This window comes from Streptomyces lasalocidi (assembly GCF_005280215.1).
Taxonomy (GTDB): Bacteria; Actinomycetota; Actinomycetes; order Streptomycetales; family Streptomycetaceae; genus Streptomyces; species Streptomyces longwoodensis.
Map to the genome: position 1 here is coordinate 6201496 of NZ_SZNQ01000001.1, position 18301 is coordinate 6219796.

Genomic DNA, 18301 nt, shown 5'->3' on the forward strand with positions numbered 1-18301 from the left:
CCAACGGGCGGTCACCACCTGGACGGTCGGGGCGTGGTCTTGCTTCATGCCTCGGGCGTGACCAGAAGGTGTGCCAGCCCCGCCTCTTCAGGGGTGGCGGCCCATGTGGCGAGGAGTTTGAGAGCGTCTTCGCTGACGGAGCCGGGTGGCGCGCTCATGACGCCGAGCGTGAGGCCGGGTCTGGCGAAAAACTGCATGGCGTCGAAGTCGAGTGTGAGATCCCCGACGGCCGGGTGGTGGAACTGTTCACTGCCCGAATGGTGCAGGCGCACGTTGTGCTTTGCCCAGGTGGTACGGAACTCTTCGCTGCGCGTCACCGGTTCGCCGATGAGGTCGGTCAGCCTCTTGTCGTGCGGAGCCATTCCGGCCTCGGTATGCGCAGGGCGACTGTGTTGCTCATGGACTCGTCCCAATTGCAGCCGAAGAACTCGCGCCCCCTGGGGTCGAGAACTTGAACCGGGCGATGTTCGCGGGCGTCTTTTCCCGCCGGAGAACATGGGTGCGTACAGGGCGAAGCCGAGCGGATTGGCGGCGACGATGTCGAGGCGGACGATCGCGGGCACATCCGTCATCGCGGCCAGGGCCCGCTGCACGTTCGCTGTGATCTGCTGTCGGTCGGAGGGCCGACGGCGTCGCGGGCCAGAGTTCGAGGCGAGCGGCAGATCGCGCAGATGCGCGCGCTCTGCCGCATCGAGCTGCAGGGCTTGAGCGAGTGAGTCGAGGACTGTGTCGGAGACGCCCTTGAGGTTGCCGCGCTCCAGGCGGACGGAATGGTCGATGCTCACCCCTGCGAGCAAGGCCACCTCCTCGCGCCGCAGACCAGGCATTGGTCCGGACACGGCCGTCACTTTGCTGATCACGGTGGGGGACATCCCGGAACGCCTGGGTAGTGAGGCGTCGTTCGCGGCGCTCTGCGGGGGCAGCCCGGTCGAGCGTTCCTCGGGCAGTCGGCAGTACCGTCGCCTCAGCCGGGGCGGCGACCGGCAAGCGAATGCGGCTCTGCACCGGATTGCGCAGACTCGCCTGCGCGTCGACCCGCGCACCTACTGCGAACGTCGCAGCAAGGAGGGCAAGACCCGGCGCGAGATAGTCCGAAGCCTCAAGTGCTATGCGGCCTGCGAGGTCTTCCACCTGGTCAGGACGGTACCCAGCGTCCCCTTTGCAGGGGCAGTTGTGTCAGGCGTCCGCCGCGTACCGCCAGAACTCCCTGATCACCGGTGCCGGCACGGGACCCATCGCTGCTACCTGAGTCAGCAGGATGGTGACCGCACCCGTGGCCGGGACGACGTGCGCCGCTGTGCCCGTGCCGCCGATCCAGCCGTAACGGCCGGGCACATTCCACGGGTTGGACCGGTCGATGTCGACCGAGCCGCCGAAGCCCCAGCCCTGGCCCTCCAGGAACAGTCGGCCGATGTCGCGCTGGGCCGGATTAGTATGGTCGGTGGTCATCATGCGTACGGAGTCGGCCGACAGCACCCGGCGGCCGTCGGCCGCCATCCCGCCGGCCAGCAACATCCGGCAGAAGGCCAGCCAGTCGTCGGCGGTCGAGGCCAGCCCGCCATTGCCGAGCGGTAGCGCGGGCAGGCTGCTCCACTCGCCGTCCGGGCCGTCGGCGAGTTCCAGGCTGCCGTCGTCGCCTGGCCTGTAGAAGCTGGTGAACCGGTCCCGCTTGGCGGCCGGCACCTCGAAGCCGGTGTCCACCATGCCCAGCGGCCCGAAGATCCGCTCCGTCAGGAACTCCGGCAGCGGCTGTCCGGTGACCCGCGAGATCAATACCCCTTGCAGGACGGAGCAGGTGTCGTACAGCCAGGCAGCGCCGGGCTGGTACAGCAGCGGGATGCGGCCGAGCGCGGCCATCCACTCGTCGGCCGGCGGGAAGTTGCTCGGCACCCGGCCGTCCTTCTGCACCGTGAACAACTCCTGCACCGCCGGCAGTGTGAAGTCGGAGGGGAATCCGTACCCGGCCTGGGAGGCCAGCACGTCGAATACGGTGATGGGCCGGTCGGCCGGCACCACGTCGTCCACCGGGCTCGCCGGCGTGCGTACGACCACCGGCTTCCCCAGCTCCGGCAGCCACATCCCGATCGGGTCGTCCAGTGCGATCGTGCCCTCCTCCACGAGGATCAGCAGGGCGGCCGCGGTGACGGACTTGGTGATCGAGGCGACCCGGAAGATGGAGTCCCTCGCCATCGGGGCGCCGCCACCGGCGTCGTGCGCGCCGACGGCCGCCACCTCGACCTGGTCACCCCGGGCCACGAGGCCAACGGCTCCCGGGAGCGTACCGGCACCAACGTGGGCTTCGAGCAAGTCGTGCAGGGTCGTCATGAGGCTGCCTTCCAGAAGCTTGCTGTCGAAAGACAGACTCCCGCACAGGCCAGGAATCATCACTGCTCGGCTTGCCGTGCACGTCGGTCTTGCCTGTGCAGCCAGCGCCAGGACGTGGAACCGGTCGGGGCGGGCGGCCTGTGATCTCGCCGGCGGCCAACCGCGGCGACTGCGTCCGTCTGCGGGAGGCGACGCTGGAGAATGCCGACGACACCGTGCTCGCCCTCGTCGTCGATGACCGTCTGATCGTCCTCGCCCAGCGGCGTTCAGACGCACCTGACCGGATTCGAACCGATCACGGGATCGATGTCCGGCCGTTGGGCGAACCAACTGTCGCGTCCTGCTTCTCAATGGCCGGACCGGTGCCGGGAGGCAGCCGATATCACTGGCGGCACGCTGCTGACCAGTGCACCTGCTTCTGTGTTCAGGTCGCTTTCAGGTTCGGTCCTGCCTCGGGCAACTCCCGTACTGGAAGCGCCAAAACCCTGGCAAAGGGGTCTGGGGCGAGCACTGGGCACCGTGTCATGGTGCCTGTCATGTCGACTGATCACCTCACTCACAACCGGCCCGTGGGCCACATCCGTCACGCGGCGAGCAAGGTGCCGGAGGTGACTGTCTACTTCTGGATCATCAAGGTGCTGACCACCGGGGTGGGCGAGACGGCGTCCGACTTCCTGGCCCACCTGGTCGGCCCGATCCCCGCTGTCGGCCTCGGCGGCATCGCCCTGGTGGCCGCTCTGGCGGTGCAGTTCGCCGTCCGTCGGTACGTGGCCTGGGTCTACTGGACGGCGATCGTCATGGTCAGCGTGTTCGGCACCATGGCCGCCGACGTCCTGCACGTCGGCCTCGGCGTGCCGTACACGCTGTCGACCCCGTTCTTCATGGCCGCGCTGGCCGCCGTCTTCGCCCTCTGGCACCGCAGCGAGCGCACCCTGTCCATCCACAGCATCCACACCCGGCGCCGCGAGAGCTTCTACTGGGCCGCCGTGCTGGCCACGTTCGCTCTCGGAACCGCCGCCGGCGACCTCACCGCCACGATCGGCCTCGGCTACCTGGGCTCCGCCGTCCTGTACGCAGCTGCGATCGCCGTTCCGGCCGTCGCCCATCGGTGGGGGAGCCTGAACGCGGTGGCCGCGTTCTGGGCCGCGTACGTCATCACCCGCCCGCTCGGTGCCTCTGTCGCCGACTGGATGGCCCTCGGCCACGGCAGGGGCGGACTCGACCTGGGCCTGGGGCCGGTCACGCTGTCCTGGACGGTGGCCATCCTCGGCTTCGTCGGCTACCTGGCCGTCTCCCGCAAGGACGTTCAGCGCGACATCACGCCATGACACGCCGGTGGCGTCGAGTGCGGCGCGGTCACCCGGCGGGCAGGCTGACCACGAACCGTGCCCCGGGCGGGTGCCCGGGATCGTAGGTCACCTCGCCGCCGACGGAGCGGGCCAGGCGTCGCGCCAGCGGCAGTCCCAGGCCCGCTCCGCTGTGTCCGTCGCCGGGATCCGCGCGTCGGCCGGGCTCGAAGAGTTGTCCGGCGAACGGGGGCGGTACGCCGGGCCCGTCGTCGATGACGTCGACGCGTACGCCGTCGGGTGCGCGACAGCACGGATGGCGATGGAGCGGGCGTAGCGGCAGGCGTTGGTCAGGAGCGGGCTGACGATGTGTTCCAGGAGGGTGGGTGGGACTCCAGCCTCCAGAAGCGGGCCGTCAACGGCGATCGTCAAGTGCTGCGACGTGTTGAGGACTTCGGTGAGGCGTGGCGTCGCAGCGCGGAGAGGATCTCGGCGGGGCCGGGAGCGGTGAGTGTGCCACTGCGGGCCGTCGTCGAGGAGGGTGTCGCAGATGTGCGCAGGGTCTGGGCGGCTTCCGTGGTCACCTTGTGGGTGGCGTGGGTCTCGTCGGCGGTGCGGGGGCGGGTCCGCCACCAGTCGAGTTCGGCGATGATCCGGCTCAGGGGTATGCACAGCCCGTGCGAGAGTTCCCCGGTGAGCTGCCGCTCGTGGCGCAGGAGGGTGCGGCTGCGGTCCAGTATGGCGTCCAGTGATGTACCGAGGCGCGCGAGTTCGGCCGGGTGCCGGGTATGGCCGAAGCGTTCTTCGGAGGCGACGGCGCTCCACTGGGTGGCCTGGTCGGTCATCGTGCGGACCGGGCGCAACGCGCGGCCTACTGCCAGCCGGGTCAGGGCGTAGGTGCAGGCGAGCATCATGACGTCCTGCGCGAGCGATCCCAGGAGCAGGGTGTCGGCCGAACTCCGGTAGGGGGAGAGGCCGAGCGCGGTGACCACCAGGGCCCCGCTCTTGTCCGTGGACACCGGCTGCGAGCACAGCCGGAGAGGGCCGTCCACGTCGGCGGTGACGCACCGCCGCCCGCCGCGCCCGGTAAGGGCGTCGGCGACGCGGGTGAGGCGGCCGGCGTTCGGCGGCTCTTTCAGCAGGCGTCGGCCGGCGTAGATCCACGCGTTGGTGTCGAGGAGGGCGTCGTTGGACGTTTCCAGGACTCGTACGGTCGTGCCGGTGGTGTCGGTTGTCGTCACGACGGAGGCGCGGGTGCACAGTTCGTCGCCCGCCTGGTGCTGGAGGCGGTGCTGGGCCACGGCGTTGAAGGCGACGGTGAGGACCAGCATCAGTAGCGGGGCCGTGGTGAGGGCCACCAGGGACAGCCGGCCGCGCAGAGTTCGGGGTGCCAGACGGTGGAGGACACCGGTCACGGCGGGCCGTAGCCGGTGGCGGGACCCGCTCATGACAGGCGGTGGCCGACCCCGCGGGCAGTGCCGATCGTCCGGTCGCTGCCCGCCTCGCGCAGCTTGCGTCGCAGGCGGGTCAGATACTGGTCGAGGGTGTTGTCGTGCACGTGGGCACCCTCCGGCCAGGCCGCCCGGACCAGCTCGCAGCGGCGCACGATGCCGCCGGAAGCCGCCATGAGCGCCGCCAGGAGGCGGAACTCGGTCGGTGTCAGGTCGACTCGGATGCCTCGGACGCTGACCGTGTGCCGGATGGCGTCCAGTGCCAGATCTCCCGCTGCGGCAGCGGGTGGCGGTGCGGCCCGTTTGAGGGCTGCGCGCAGGCGGGCTGCAAGTTCGGCAAGGTGGAACGGCTTGGGCAGATAGTCGTCGCCTCCGGCCGAGAACCCGGACAGCCGGTCGCTCAGCCGGTGGTGGGCGGTCAGGAAGATGACGGGGGAGAGGAATCCGTTCGCGCGCATCGCCTGGCACACGTCCCTCCCGTCGGCGTCGGGCAGCCCGATGTCGAGCACGGTGGCGGAGATGGCGGGGGTGGCCAGTCGTAGGGCGGTGGCGCCGTCCGGTGCGGGCACGGGGTCGAAGTCCTCGTCGCGCAGTCCGCGCATCAGCACGTCACGCAGGGCGTGATCGTCCTCGACGACCAGGATCGTCTGGCGCATGGTCCTCCCTCTGCTCTCGTGCCACGTCCGTCTGTTCCGGTGCCGTGTGCGTTCGGCCCCCTGCCGTGCTGCCCGTCGGTTCTGCCGTGCCGCGCGCCGAGTCCGTGTCCGTCACGCCGGGGGCCCAACGGTCGGGGAGCCAGCGGGCCACGGCGCTCAGGCACAGGCCGAGCCACCCGAGGGCGAACAGCCAGCCGCCGACGACGTCGGTGAACCAGTGCACCCCGAGGTAGACGCGGGTCAGCCCGACCGACGCACCCCAGCCGCCGATGACCAGGGTGAGCACAGTCCTGCCACGCGGGCCGCGTATGCGGATGGCGATGATCAGCAGTCCCGCGGTGAGGGCCGCCGTGGTGGTGTGACCGGACGGGAACGCCCATCCCGAGGCATGCGCCGCCCAGTCCGTCAGGGGCGGTCGCGGCCGGGTGACGAGTGTCATCACCGCGTACCGCAGCGCCTGGCCCGCACCGAGGCAGCCCAGACAGAGCGCCACGGCGAGCGTGCGCTGCCGTGGGGTGCGCCCCGCGATGAGCGCGGCCAGCACCGCCAGCGCGTACGGAACGGCACCGGTCCCGGTGTCGGTCAGCCCGCGGGCGAGCGCCACCGCCACGTCGGGCCGGTGGCCGACGGACCACGAGAGGAGGTCGGCGTCCGCGAACAGCGGTGTGCCGTCGTGGCCCACTACGACCATGGTCAGCACGCCGAACGCCGTCCACGCTCCGAGCCCGCAGCTGCCGGCCAGTTCGGCGGCCTCGCCGCGCTTCACGACACCACCAGCAGCGGACGCAGACGGGTGGCCGCGAGCCGCAGGGCTGCGGCCTCCGCACGCCCGCGCAGTGCCGACATGAGGAGCAGGGCGGCCACGGCGCCCACCACGACCCCGGCCAGCACGTCGTGGGGGTAGTGCGCGCCCACCCAGACACGCGAGACGGCCATCGCGCAGGCGGCCACCACGGCGACCGCGCCGAGCCGGCGGGAGACGAACAGCAGGGCGACGGCCGCCGCGGCGGCGATGGCCGCGTGGTTGCTGGGGAAGGACCAGTCGCCAGGTGCCGGACACGCCTCCAGCGTGGTCACCCGCAGGCTCTGGCAGGGCCGGTCCTCGCGCACCAGCAGCTTCAGCACCGCGTCCACACCGAAGGCAACGACCACGACGAACGGCACGGCGAGTGCCGTCACGGACGCGGTGGCGCCCACCCGCCGGGCATGCCACCAGCCGATGGCCATGAGCACCGCGAACAGGGCGAGCCCGTACGTCGACCAGGCCGACACCGTGTCGTCCAACCAGAGGGGGGAGCGCCGGGCGAGGTTCACCACGGCGGTGTAGGCCGAGCCGTCGACCGACGAGCCGTCAAGGGCGATGATCATCCCCGTGCCTCCTTCGCCTTCGCGTCCCGGCGCGAGCGGTACACCTCGGAGGCGACCGGAATCAGCGACAGGCCCACGATCACCGCGACCATCGGCAGCAGATAGCGGTCCACATTCGGCACGGAGGAGCCCAGCGCGTAGCCCGCCAGGGTGAGCCCCAGGCTCCACCCCAGCCCGCCGGTCACCTGCCAGACTGTGAACGTGCGCACCGGCACCCGCAGGGCGCCCGCCATCGGGTTCAGGACCGTGCGCACCACCGGAACGAAGCGGGCCAGGACGATCGCCTTCGCGTACCCGTAGCGCTCCAGCAGCTCCTCCGCGCGTCTCGCCCCCTCGTGCAGGCGGGCCGAGCGGCTTCGGGCGAGCAGGGCGCCGCCCGCTCGACGGCCAAGGAGGTAGCCGCACTGCGAGCCGGCCAGCGCTCCCACCGCCGCGGCGACCAGGAGCGGGGCGAGTGACAGCTTCAGGCCGCTCCCGGCGGTGCCCGTGCACAGCAGACCGGCCGTGAACAGCAGGGAATCGCCCGGGAGGAAGAAGCCGATCAGCAGCCCGGTCTCGGCGAACAGCACCACGCCCACGCCCAGCACGCCGAACGCGGACAGCAGCGACCGCGCGTCCAGCACATTGACGGCGAGCTGCGACGATAGATGCATGGCTGTGGTCATCGGCTGGGAGCCCCTTCGTCGTTCTTCCGGACTGTCGGATGCGGCGGATCGGTGGCGCGGCGGCATCCGGCGACTGACTACAATCTTGTAGACGGTCTATTGAACTGTAGACGATGGCGGAGCGAGGAACGTTTCCATGACCGACGTGAGGGACGAGCGGCGGCCGGCAGGCGAGCTCGAGGCCGCCGTCATGGCCGCGCTGTGGGCCGCCGGGGCCCCGCTCACACCAGGGCGGGTGCGGACCGAGCTCGGCTCCGGCCTGGCCCGGACGACGGTGGCGACGATACTGACCCGCCTGTACGAGAAGGGCGTCGTCGGCCGGGAGCGGCAGGGCCGCGGCTATGCCTACTTCCCTGTCCAGGACGCGCCCGGCCTGACCGCCCGGCGCATGCACACCGAACTCGACCGGGACACCGACCGGGAGACGGTTCTGGCCCGCTTCGTGGCCCAGCTCAGTCCCGGTGACGAGCAGCATCTGCGCCGGCTCCTGGAGGGTGACGAGCGATGACCGCTCTGCTGCTCCTCCCGCTGATCCTGCCCTTCCCCGCGCCGAAGCTGGCCCGCCGAACCCTCGACCGACTGGCCCCCGCCACCGCGCTGTGGGTCCTCACCGCCTCGGCCCTGGCGCTGGCGGGAGCCTGCATCGCCGCTCTCGGCGCCCTCGTTCTGACCGGACTGCTCAAACTCCCCGCCTTCGCCGGCCTCGGCGAACTCGTCCACCCCCTGCGGACCCCCTCGGACTACGTCGTCCTCCCCGCCGCCATGGCGGCCACCGGGGTGCTCACCCTCAGCGTCTGGACTCTCGCACGCTCGGCCTTCCGGCAGACCCGCGCCTTCCGAACCGCCCGGACGCAGGCCGACCGCCGCCCCGCCGCAGGTGACCTGTGCGTGGTCGAATCGCCCGATCCGGACGCGTACGCTCTGCCCGGCCGGCCCCACCGCATCGTCGTCACCACCGCCATGCTGCGCAGTCTGGGACCTGCCGAGCGTGAGGCCCTCTTCGCCCATGAGCGCGCCCACAACCGGGCCGGGCACCACTACTTCCTGGCCGCCGCCGAACTCGCCGCCCACTGCCACCCCGCCCTGCGTACCACCCGCGCCACCATCCGGCTCGCCGCCGAGCGGGCTGCCGACGAGGCCGCCGCCGAGGTCACCGGAGACCGGCGCCTGATCGCCACGGCCATCGCCCGCGCCGCCCTCGCCGCAAACGCCTCCCCTTCCACCCGACCGGACTTCGCACCCGCGGCGACGACCGGACCGGTGCCGCAACGCGTCGCGGCGCTTCTCGCACCCGCCCGGACGCGCCCGCGGGCCACCCGTCGTACCGCGTTCCTCCTCGTGGCCTGCACGGTCCTGTCCGTCACCGCCGGAGCGGCAGGCGTCGTCGACTTCCACCACGAGGTCGAGGTCGCCCAGGGTGAGGAGGCTCCCTGACCGGTTCGGCCCCGGCGGCCCACCGCCGGAAGCCCAATCGGCCCGCCGCGTGATCATCCTCAGGCGAGGACCGGCTCCAGCAGCCGAGCCGGTCGCCTGTGGCGTCGGCGGCGCCCAGCGCGGTGAGGGCGCCGAGCGCCAGGACGGTCACCGTCGGCGGCCACCCGGGTGCGGTGGCCTGGAGGGCGGTGACACGGCGGGATACCGCGCGGTCGGTGAAGCCGAGTCCGTGCGGCGGCCTCCGGCGGCGGCCGCGAGCGCTGCCCGAGCGAGGGCGCGGGCGGTGGACACGGGGTCCCCGACCGCCGCGGTCGCCTGCGTACCTCCTTGCCAGCCAGCGCGCGTAGTACCGCGGTACTACGCGCCCGCCGCGGTACAGCCTCCTGGTACCACGGGATCCGGGTGATTCGGCACCTAGCGTTGCGGGTGAGGCGTCCGAAGTGACGGACGCCGGAGCCCGACAGGGAGAACGCGAATGATCGACGCACGGCGGTTGACCAAGAGGTACGGCGAGAAGACGGCCGTGGACGGGCTGGACTTCGTGGTGAAGCCGGGCACGGTGACCGGCTTCCTGGGGCCCAACGGCGCGGGCAAGTCCACGACCATGCGCATGATCGTCGGCCTCGACGCCCCGACCAGCGGCTCCGTGACCGTGAACGGCCACCACTACGCTCGCCACCGCGCTCCGCTGCAGGAGGTCGGCGCCCTTTTGGAGGCCAAGTCGATCCACCCGGGCCGCTCGGCGTACAACCACCTCAAGGCACTCGCACTCACCCACGGCATTCCCGGCAGCCGGGTCGACGAGGTCATCGGCCTTGCCGGGCTCGACAGTGTGGCGAAGAAGCGGGCCGGCGCCTTCTCCCTCGGGATGGGCCAGCGGCTGGGCATCGCGGCGGCGCTGCTGGGCGATCCGCAGACGGTGATGCTCGATGAGCCGGTCAACGGGCTGGACCCGGAAGGAGTGCTCTGGATCCGCAACCTCCTGAAAGGGCTCGCCGACGAGGGTCGGACGGTGTTCGTGTCCTCCCACCTGATGAGCGAGATGGCCCTGGTCGCGGACCACCTGATCATCGTGGGACGCGGGCGGCTGCTGGCCGACACGACCGTGGCCGACCTGATCCGTGAGGCCGGCGGGGACACGGTGAAGGTCGTCACCCAGGATCCGGCACGGCTGCGGGACGTGCTCGCCGGGCCGGACGTCGATGTCACCGGCCGGATCGGTTCCGAGGAGCTGCAGGTGACCGGGCTGACCGCCCGCGAGATCGGGCTGAGGGCCGCCGAACACGGCATCGCGCTTTTCGAGCTGAGCGCGCGAAGCGTCTCGCTGGAGGAGGCGTTCATGGACCTGACCAGGGATGCCGTGGAGTACCACGGCACCACGACCGGCATCGACACCCTCGGGAGGCCCGCGTGAGCACCCTCACCGCGACCGCGGAGGAACCCAGGACCACGTCCGTCCGCCCCGCCTACCGGGTGACGGGACGGCGCGTGCTCTCCTCCGAGTGGGCCAAGCTGTGGTCTTTGCGCTCGACCTGGATCACCCTGGGCCTCGGCCTGCTGTTCCTGGTGGCCTTCGGCCTGATCTCCGCGAGCCGCTACAAGTCGGGGATCGACTCCGGCCACATGGACCGGGACTTCGCCGACTCGACGGCCGTCAGCCTGTCCCTCTTCGGTACGAACTTCGCCCAACTCGCCCTGGGCGTGCTCGGCGTGCTGGTCACGGCGGGAGAGTACTCCACCGGAATGATCCGTTCCACGCTCGCGGCGGTGCCCCGTCGGCTGCCCGTGCTGTGGTCGAAGGCGGCTGTGTTCGGGCTGGTCGCACTGGTTGTGGGGACGGTGGGTGGGTTCGTCGCCTTCCTGTTCGGCAGTGGAATCGTCTCGGGCACGCCCGCGGCGATGAGCCTCTCGCACGCTGGTGTACTGCGGAGTCTGCTGGGCGCCGGGCTCTACCTCGGCCTGGTCGGGGTGATCGGCGTGGCGCTGGGCGCGCTGCTGCGGTCCGTGGCCGGGGGCATCTCGGTGCTGGTGGCGGCTCTGATGCTGATCCCGGGGCTGGTCTCCCTGTTGCCGAGTTCCTGGCGGGACGACATCAGCCCCTACCTGCCGTCCAACGCGGGTGAGTCGATGTTCGCACTGACCCACGACTCGACGTCCCTGTCGCCGGGCGCCGGACTGCTGGTCTTCCTGTGCTGGACGGCGCTTGCGCTGGGCGGCGCGGCGTACCGGCTCGCGCGCACCGACGTCTGACGCCCGCACCATGGACAGGTGACGTCCGTGACCACCGATGACATCAGCGGCATGGGACCGCTGGTCGCCCGGCTGTCCCGGGGCGGCCAGCGGTTGCGGCAGGCCGACCGGACACATCCCTGGGTGCTGGACACCGTGGTCGTGGCTGTGGTCCTGCTGATGTTCTGCCTGCCCGACCTGCTGCGCGACGGTGTGGACGACGGCGACGGCCCGCGCCGCTTCCGGCTCGCCTTCACCGAGCTGCCCCTCGCGGGAATGCTGGCACTGCAGGCAGGACTCGTACTGCCCTTGCTGTGGCGGCGGCGCAAGCCCATGGTGGCTTTCGGGGTCATCGCCGCGGTGTTCGTCCTCCAATGGTCCCTGGGCGCGGCGCTGCGCGCGGACGTCGCGCTCTTCGTCGCCCTGTACAGCCTGGCCCTGCACGGTCGGCTGCGGCAGCTGCCGTGGGCCGGTGCGGTCATGGCGGGAGCCATGCTGCTGGTCGCGGTCCGCGCGTCCTCGGCCGTCTCCGTCTGGGACGCCCTGTTCTTCCTGCTGAGCACGGCGACCGCGGCGCTCGCACTCGGCCTTGTAGTGCGCATCCGCCGGGCCCAGCTCGCCGGACTGCGGGACCGGGCCGCCCGGCTGGAGATCGAGCGCGACCAGCGCAGCAGACTCGCGGCCGCCACCGAACGCACCCGGGTCGCCCGCGAGATGCACGACATCGTCGGCCACAACCTGTCCGTCATCATCACGCTTGCCGATGCCGGTGCCTACGCCACGGACGTCGCCCCCGAACGGGGCAAGAAAGCCCTGCAACTCATCGGCGACACCGGCCGGCAGGCCCTCGGCGAGCTGCGGCGCGTACTCGGCGTACTGCGCGAGGCCGGGGACGGTCAGGCCGACGGGCCCGAGCTCAGCCCGCAGCCCGGCATCGCGGACATCGGCGCGCTGTGCGCCACGGTGCGCGCCGCCGGACTGGAGGTCGTCTACCGGACCTCCGGCGACGTGGAGGCCCTGGACGGCGGGGTCCAGCTGACGGTGTACCGCATCGTCCAGGAAGCCCTCACCAACACCATGAAGCACGCCGCCGACGACGCCCGGGTGCACCTGGCGGTCGCCGTGACGGACACCCGGCTGAGCATCCGGGTCCAGGACACCGGCCCGGCCGCACAGCCGGGACCACCGAACGAGGAAGGGCACGGCCTGGTGGGCATGCGAGAAAGAGCCGCTCTGTACGGAGGCACCGTCAGCGCGGGGCCGACGGGCGGCGGAGGATGGAGCGTCGAAGCCGTCCTCGACCTCACGCCCCGGGGCGGTGACCGGTGACCACTGTCCTCATCGTGGACGACCAGCCGCTGCAACGCTACGGCTTCCACCTGCTCCTGGACTCCGTCCCCGAGACCGACGTCGTCGGGGAGGCCGCCCACGGCGCGGAGGCCGTCCGCAAGGCCGCCGAACTGCGCCCGGACGTCGTCCTGATGGACGTCCGCATGCCCGGCATGGACGGCATCGAGGCCACCCGCCGCATCGTCGCCGCCGGCGGCCGTTCACGCGTCCTCGTACTCACGACGTTCGACCTCGACGAGTACGTCCACGCCGCGATCCGGGCAGGGGCCAGCGGCTTCCTCCTCAAGGACGCGCGCCCCGACGAGCTCCTCGCGGGGATCCGCGCCGTCGCCTCCGGCGACGCCGTGATCGCGCCCACCCTCACTCGCCGCCTCCTGGACGAGTTCGCCCAGTACGTCCCCGCCCACCGGGGTGACGCCGCCGAGGACCCGAGGCTCGTCTCCCTCACCGACCGCGAGCGGGAGATCCTCGTCGCCGTCGGCAAGGGATGGACCAATGGCGAGATCGCCGCCCGGTTCGTGCTCTCCGAGTCGACCGTCAAGACCCACGTTGGCCGCGTCCTGGCCAAGATCGGGGCCCGCGACCGGATCCAGGCCGTGATCTTCGCCTACGACCACGGCCTCGCCCGGCCCAACGCGGACTGAACCCGATGAGCGGCGGCCGGGAAGACCGGCGGCCTGCTCGCTGCTGCCGCGCCGCGGGGCCCGTCAGAGTTCCAGGCGGTAGCCGTGCCCGCGCAGGGTGGTGATGCGGGGCAGGCTGACGGGCGGGACCGAGGCGCCGGCGGCCTGCGCGAGGCGTCGGCGCAGGCCGGCCATGGTGACGTCGAGGGTCTTGGTGGAGCCGAACCAGTTCTCGTCCCAGACCTCGGCCATCAGGGTCTCCCGGGAGACTGCCTCCCCAGCATGCCGGGCGAGGACGGCGAGCAGGTCGAACTCCTTGGGACGCAGGTCGATGTCCGCGTCGCGCAGTGTGCAGCGTCGGGCCACGGCGTCGAGGACGAGGTCGGCCAGCCGGACGGGTTCCTGCGGTGGCGTGGCGACGACCCGGCGGCGCAGATGGGCGCGGAGCCGCGCGAGCAGCACGGTCAGGCTGAAGGGCTTGACGAGGTAGTCGTCGGCCCCCGCGTCCAGCCCGGCGATGACGTCGATGTCGTCCGTGCGGGCCGTCAGGATGACGATCAGCAGGTCCGGGTGCCGGGCGCGCACGGCGCGCGCGACGTCCAGACCGTCCATGTCGGGCAGTCCCAGGTCGAGCAGCAGCACGTCGTACGGCGCCTGCGTGGCCTCGGCCAGCGCTGCGGAGCCCGTCCGGCTCCAGGTCGGTGCGTAGCCGTTGCCGCGCAGGCCGGTCTCCAGGTGGCGGCCGATGATGTCGTCGTCCTCGACGACGAGGACGCGGTGACGGCTCGGATCGGCGGTCGCGTGCGTACGCATGCTGGACAGCGTAGGAGCGGGCGACGCGCGCGGCCCGCCCGCTCCCGTCCGCTCACAGGTCACGCAGCTCCTCCACGGCGGGCCGGCCGGCGCTGCGGATGCCGTTCAGCGCGGCTGCCAGTACGGCGACGACGGCCGCGCCCGCGGTCAGGGCCAGGTAGCCGCCCGGCACCGCCAGGCCCGCGGGCGGCGGATCGAAGACGCCGGTCAGGACCTTCACGAGCATCTCGGACAGGGCCCAGCCGATGAGGGCGCCGCCCGCCAGGCCGCCGGTGGCCAGCAGCAGGGCCTCGGTGAGGACCATGCCACGCAGTTGGCCGCTCTTCGCGCCGAGGACGGTGGCCACGGCGAAGGTACGGCGGCGTTCGGCGAGGCCCAGGGCGAGGACGAGCCCTCCCGCCCCGGCGGCCAGCAGCACCGCGAAGGCCAGCTCGATCCGGGTGAGTCCGGCCAGGTCGACGGAGGTCAGACTGGTGCCGACCGTGCCGCGCGTCTGCGTGAGGTCGGTGACCGTGGCGCCGGTGCCCAGCTGCTTGCGCAGATGCGCGGCGATCTGCTGCTGGTGGCTGCCGCTCGTGTCGAGCAGGAAGGCGCCGACCGCGTCGCTGCCGGTCGCCCTCGCCACATAGGCGGCGTTGGCGACGAAGAAGCTGTCCTTCGGCGCGGTCGGGAACTCCTTGACGATCCCGGCATAGTGGAAGGGCACAGTGCGCAGGGCCCTCGTACGGGCGTCCTGGATGCGGAGGTTGACGGTGTCGCCGGGGGAGAGCTGGAAGTCGTGCACGGTCTCCGCGCTGACCAGCAGGTTGTCGGGTCGCTGGGCGAGCCGGCGCATCAGTTGCGCGGCCGTGCCGCCCGAGAAGTAGGCGTCCTGGAGCGAGGTCGCCCTGGCGACGGTGGCGGGCCGGACGCCGTAGAGGTCCTGGAGGTCGGCGCCGACGTAGGCGTAGCGGTGCTGGAGGGGCTCGACGTGCCGGACACCGGAGACCTTCAGCGTGTCGGCCGCGCCCGGGCGGACCTGTGCGCCGGGCGGTTCGGTGACGGTGACGTCCGCGCCGTTGGTGAGGCGGGCGTCGACCTCGGACTGCTGACGGTAGGTGGAGTTGAAGACGGCCGTGGAGATCGCGAACGACACGGCGAGGGCGAGCAGCACCACGGAGCGGGCCAGCGGCCGCCGGCGGCGGGACAGCACGGCCGCAGTGGTCGTGGCGAGGGTCGCGGTCAGCGGTCGGGCTAGGCGGGCCAGGGCCGGTCGGCCGTGGGCGAGGACCAGCAGGGTCAGCCGCCACAGCAGCAGGGCCGCGCCCAGCCACAGCAGGGCCGGGCCGAGGAACGCCCAGTAGGAGACGGAGACGCTGGGCACGCCCTCCGGGGCGAGGACGAGGGCGTACTGGTTGCCGGAGGAGGCGCGGAAGACCAGCCAGGAGCCGGTCAGCAGCGCGAAGTCCAGGCCGTACCGCAGCCACCAGGGCGAGCGCGACCCGCGCGGCTCCCGCCTGGTGTCGGCGACGGTCACCGTGCGCAGGTCCCGCAGGGCGGGCACGAGCACGGCAGCGGCGGCCACGGCCACGCCGAGGACGAAGGCGACGGCGTACCAGAGGGCCCAGGTGCCCGCGCCCGCGCCGAAGGAGGCGGCGCTGAAGGCGAGGCGGCCGGTCAGCGCGGCGAGTCCGAGACCCGTCAGGCCGCCGACGGCCCCGACCAGCGCGGCCTCCAGGCCCGCGAGCGCGGTGATCTGGCGGGGACGCAGCCCGCGCAGCCGCAGCAGGCCCTGTTCCCGGCGGCGCCGTTCGCCGCCTGCCGAGGCGACCGCCACGGTCAGGGCGGCGGCCAGGACGGCGCCGGGGACGCCGAGGAAGAGGAAGAGGATCTGGGCGTAGAGGGCGTCCTGGCGGGCGGAGTCGAGGGCGGCGCCGAGGTTGTTGCCGACGAGCGCGGAGCCGGCCGACTTGGCCTCCAGGTTGTGTGCGGCACCCGTCACGGAGGAGAAGGCGGCGGCCGGGTCGGCCGGCAGCTTCGCGTCGCGGGCCACGTGGATTTGGGTGGTGACGTCGGTGGCTCCCCGGGTGAGGGAGGCGAACCGGGCGGCGGGCAGGAGGACGACGTTGTCCGGGGGAGCGGTCGGCTGGGACTGCGGGGGCGCGCCGATCTTCTGGAACAGCGAGTCGGCCTGGGGCAGGTCGACCACGCCGTCCACCCGCACCTGCCGCAGTCCGGCGCCGGGCAGCCGTACGCCGATGGTGTCGCCGGGGGCGGCGTGCAGGTTGGATGCGGTCTGCTGGGCGAGCAGGACGCCGGTGCCGGAGCCGGAGAGCGTGCGCAGTTCGTCGGGGAAGTGACTGCGGTAGCCGGCCGGCAGGCCGAGCGCGACGCCGGGGCCGGTGGTCTGGGTGCTGCCTCCCACGGTGGCGGTGAAACCGGTGGTGCGGGCGAAGCCGACGGGCAGGGCGGCCCGGGTGCCGCCGGCGGCCTGCACCAGCGACCGGACGGCGTTCGGGTCGGCGCCCGGCTGTACCTCGACCTGCCAGTCCACGGCGACCGAGCGGACCGCCCGGTGGGTCATGGTCGCCTTGGACGCGGTGAGGAAGGAGCCGAGCGCGGCGACCAGGGCGACGGCGAGGGCGATCCCGGCGACGGCGGCCAGGAGCCGTCCGATGCGGTGGCGGGCCAGTCCGCCCGCCCAGGCGGTGATCATGACAGGCTCCCTCGTGGGTCCGGCGCGTGCGGTGCTTCGGGTGCGAGCAGTCGGCCGTCGCGCATGCCCCGCCGAACGGTGAGCCGGGCGGCGACGGCGGGGTCGTGGGTGGTGACGACGAGGGCCGCCCCCGTCCGGTCGGCCGCCGCGAGCAGGGCGTCCAGGACACGGGCGCCGGTGGCGTGGTCGAGGCGGCCGGTGGGTTCGTCGGCGAGGATCAGCCGCGGCGCCTGCGCCAGCACGCGGGCCACGGCCACCCGCTGGGCCTGGCCGCCGGAGATCTCGTCGGGCAGCCGGTTGGCCAGCCCGGCCGCGCCGACCACGTCGAGCGCCTCGGCGACCGGACGGTGGTCTTCTTCCTGCGGGCGTCCCGCCAGGACGAGCGGCAGCGCGGTGTTCTCCGTGACGTCGAGGGCGGGGATGAGGCTCTCTGCCTGGAAGACCAGGCCCACGTCCCGCGGCCCGTGGAGCCCTGGCCGGGTGATCGTGCCGCTGGTGGGGCGTTCGAGCCCGGCCAGCAGATGGAGCAGGGACGACTTCCCCGACCCGGACGGACCCACGATCGCCAGCCGCTCGCCGGAGCGCACGTCCAGGTCGGTGCCGTGCACCGCCACCACGGCGGTAGGGCCCCGGCCGAAGGTGAGCGCGACGCCCCGGCAGGAGACGAGCAGGTCAGCGGAGGACATGGCTGCTCTCCTCGGTTTGAGCGGTTCCCTCGCATCCCTCGTGAGCCCGCCCCTCGTCCAGTGTGATCACTCGGTCGGCGCCCCGCACCGCTTCCGCGCTGTGCGTCACGATCAGCACCGCGCAGCCGTCCGCCGTCCGGTCCCGCAGCATCCGCAGCACCAACTCCTCGGTCACACCGTCCAGTTCACCGGTCGGCTCGTCGGCCAGCAGCACGGCCGGGGAGTTGGCCAGCGCGACGGCGAGCCCGGCCCGGGCCAGCTCACCGCCGGACAGCTGCCGCGGCAGCGCGCCCGCCCGCCGCCCGAGCCCCACCTGTTCCAGCAGCGCCCCGGCCCGCACCGTGGGACGGCCCCGCACCGCGTGCTGGGCGAGCCGGATGTTGTCGCGCACGGTCAGATGAGGCAGCAGGTTGCGGGACTGCAGAAGCACGCCCACATGACGCGCGCGCAGCCGGGCGCGTTCGGTCTCGGGCCGGTGGCTGATGCGCACGCCCGCCACCCGGACCTCGCCGCCCGACGGCTCGTCGAGCCCGGCCAGGCACGCCAGCAGGGTCGACTTGCCCGCCCCCGACGGGCCGACGACGGCGACCGTCTCCCCGCGCCGCACCCGCAGTGACACTCCGCGCAACGCGAGCGTCTCCTCCTCACCGGCCCGGTAAAAGCGGTAGAGCTCCCGGGCGGCCAGCACCACGTCGTCGTCCGACGGATCGGCGCGCATGG

Annotated in this window: 19 protein-coding genes and 1 pseudogene; 8 read left to right on the forward strand and 12 right to left on the reverse strand. The window is 72.4% G+C overall.

Translation table 11 applies throughout. The features are described from left to right. Positions 1-44: 44 nt before the first annotated feature. Positions 45-872, reverse strand: a complete 828-nt coding sequence (locus E4U91_RS27970) for a helix-turn-helix transcriptional regulator (protein ID WP_479681757.1) — start codon at positions 870-872, stop codon at positions 45-47. On the opposite strand from E4U91_RS27970, the pseudogene E4U91_RS40120 reads away from it, so the two are divergent. Further along, positions 823-1146: pseudogene (locus tag E4U91_RS40120) on the forward strand (transposase); the annotation flags it as partial. The gene E4U91_RS27970 and the pseudogene E4U91_RS40120 sit on opposite strands and share 50 nt — an antisense overlap. A gap of 30 nt (positions 1147-1176) precedes the next feature. On the opposite strand, the gene E4U91_RS27975 reads toward E4U91_RS40120, so the two are convergent. Beyond that, on the reverse strand, positions 1177-2325 hold the full coding sequence (locus tag E4U91_RS27975; RefSeq protein ID WP_137309393.1) for a serine hydrolase domain-containing protein: 1149 nt from the start codon (positions 2323-2325) through the stop codon (positions 1177-1179). Positions 2326-2861: 536 nt separating this feature from the next. On the opposite strand from E4U91_RS27975, the gene E4U91_RS27980 reads away from it, so the two are divergent. After that, on the forward strand, positions 2862-3653 hold the full coding sequence (locus tag E4U91_RS27980) for a COG4705 family protein (RefSeq protein ID WP_137309394.1): 792 nt from the start codon (positions 2862-2864) through the stop codon (positions 3651-3653). Between the two features lie 28 nt (positions 3654-3681). On the opposite strand, the gene E4U91_RS39950 is transcribed toward E4U91_RS27980, so the two are convergent. The 6 genes from E4U91_RS39950 to E4U91_RS28005 form a co-directional block, all read right to left on the reverse strand. Further along, the gene (locus E4U91_RS39950) at positions 3682-3954 is read right to left on the reverse strand and encodes a sensor histidine kinase (RefSeq protein ID WP_422070944.1); all 273 of its coding nucleotides are present in this window, start codon (positions 3952-3954) and stop codon (positions 3682-3684) included. 85 nt (positions 3955-4039) lie between these two features. Next, on the reverse strand, positions 4040-5059 hold the full coding sequence (locus E4U91_RS27985; RefSeq protein WP_422070915.1) for a sensor histidine kinase: 1020 nt from the start codon (positions 5057-5059) through the stop codon (positions 4040-4042). Continuing rightward, a complete protein-coding gene (locus E4U91_RS27990; RefSeq protein ID WP_137309395.1) occupies positions 5056-5718 on the reverse strand; it encodes a response regulator transcription factor in 663 nt (220 codons plus the stop codon). Before E4U91_RS27990 ends, E4U91_RS27985 begins: the two co-directional genes overlap by 4 nt. Beyond that, positions 5672-6484 (reverse strand): phosphatase PAP2 family protein, encoded by an 813-nt coding sequence (locus E4U91_RS27995; protein WP_137309396.1) that lies wholly within the window; start codon positions 6482-6484, stop codon positions 5672-5674. Before E4U91_RS27995 ends, E4U91_RS27990 begins: the two co-directional genes overlap by 47 nt. Next, on the reverse strand, positions 6481-7086 hold the full coding sequence (locus tag E4U91_RS28000) for a phosphatase PAP2 family protein (protein WP_137309397.1): 606 nt from the start codon (positions 7084-7086) through the stop codon (positions 6481-6483). Before E4U91_RS28000 ends, E4U91_RS27995 begins: the two co-directional genes overlap by 4 nt. Further along, positions 7083-7751, reverse strand: a complete 669-nt coding sequence (locus E4U91_RS28005) for a DedA family protein (protein ID WP_137309398.1) — start codon at positions 7749-7751, stop codon at positions 7083-7085. Before E4U91_RS28005 ends, E4U91_RS28000 begins: the two co-directional genes overlap by 4 nt. Positions 7752-7887: 136 nt before the next feature. On the opposite strand from E4U91_RS28005, the gene E4U91_RS28010 reads away from it, so the two are divergent. The 6 genes from E4U91_RS28010 to E4U91_RS28035 all read left to right on the forward strand — a co-directional run bounded on the left by E4U91_RS28010 (position 7888) and on the right by E4U91_RS28035 (position 13408). Beyond that, on the forward strand, positions 7888-8259 hold the full coding sequence (locus E4U91_RS28010; RefSeq protein WP_137309399.1) for a BlaI/MecI/CopY family transcriptional regulator: 372 nt from the start codon (positions 7888-7890) through the stop codon (positions 8257-8259). Continuing rightward, complete coding sequence (locus E4U91_RS28015; protein ID WP_137309400.1) at positions 8256-9185, forward strand: M48 family metalloprotease; 930 nt, start codon at positions 8256-8258, stop codon at positions 9183-9185. Before E4U91_RS28010 ends, E4U91_RS28015 begins: the two co-directional genes overlap by 4 nt. Positions 9186-9660: 475 nt before the next feature. Next, a complete protein-coding gene (locus tag E4U91_RS28020) occupies positions 9661-10599 on the forward strand; it encodes an ABC transporter ATP-binding protein (RefSeq protein ID WP_137309401.1) in 939 nt (312 codons plus the stop codon). Continuing rightward, entirely contained in the window at positions 10596-11435 is an 840-nt protein-coding gene (locus tag E4U91_RS28025) for an ABC transporter permease (protein WP_137309402.1), read from the forward strand. The genes E4U91_RS28020 and E4U91_RS28025 overlap by 4 nt, the downstream gene beginning before the upstream one ends. A 27-nt stretch (positions 11436-11462) precedes the next feature. Beyond that, positions 11463-12743, forward strand: coding sequence for a sensor histidine kinase (locus tag E4U91_RS28030; RefSeq protein ID WP_168218170.1), 1281 nt, complete (start codon positions 11463-11465; stop codon positions 12741-12743). Further along, positions 12740-13408: a response regulator gene (locus E4U91_RS28035; RefSeq protein ID WP_137309404.1), complete on the forward strand. Its 669-nt coding sequence runs from the start codon at positions 12740-12742 to the stop codon at positions 13406-13408. Before E4U91_RS28030 ends, E4U91_RS28035 begins: the two co-directional genes overlap by 4 nt. A gap of 63 nt (positions 13409-13471) precedes the next feature. On the opposite strand, the gene E4U91_RS28040 is transcribed toward E4U91_RS28035, so the two are convergent. From E4U91_RS28040 to E4U91_RS28055, 4 genes are read right to left on the reverse strand one after another with little or no spacing between them, the layout of a single operon-like run. Then, positions 13472-14200 carry a response regulator transcription factor gene (locus E4U91_RS28040; RefSeq protein WP_168218171.1) on the reverse strand — a complete coding sequence of 243 codons (729 nt, stop codon included), beginning with the start codon at positions 14198-14200 and terminating at the stop codon, positions 13472-13474. A gap of 52 nt (positions 14201-14252) precedes the next feature. Continuing rightward, positions 14253-16895 carry an ABC transporter permease gene (locus E4U91_RS28045; protein ID WP_137309406.1) on the reverse strand — a complete coding sequence of 881 codons (2643 nt, stop codon included), beginning with the start codon at positions 16893-16895 and terminating at the stop codon, positions 14253-14255. Continuing rightward, entirely contained in the window at positions 16892-17581 is a 690-nt protein-coding gene (locus E4U91_RS28050) for an ABC transporter ATP-binding protein (RefSeq protein WP_137309407.1), read from the reverse strand. The genes E4U91_RS28045 and E4U91_RS28050 overlap by 4 nt, the downstream gene beginning before the upstream one ends. Further along, complete coding sequence (locus E4U91_RS28055) at positions 17568-18299, reverse strand: ABC transporter ATP-binding protein (RefSeq protein WP_168218172.1); 732 nt, start codon at positions 18297-18299, stop codon at positions 17568-17570. The genes E4U91_RS28050 and E4U91_RS28055 overlap by 14 nt, the downstream gene beginning before the upstream one ends. Positions 18300-18301 lie beyond the last annotated feature (2 nt).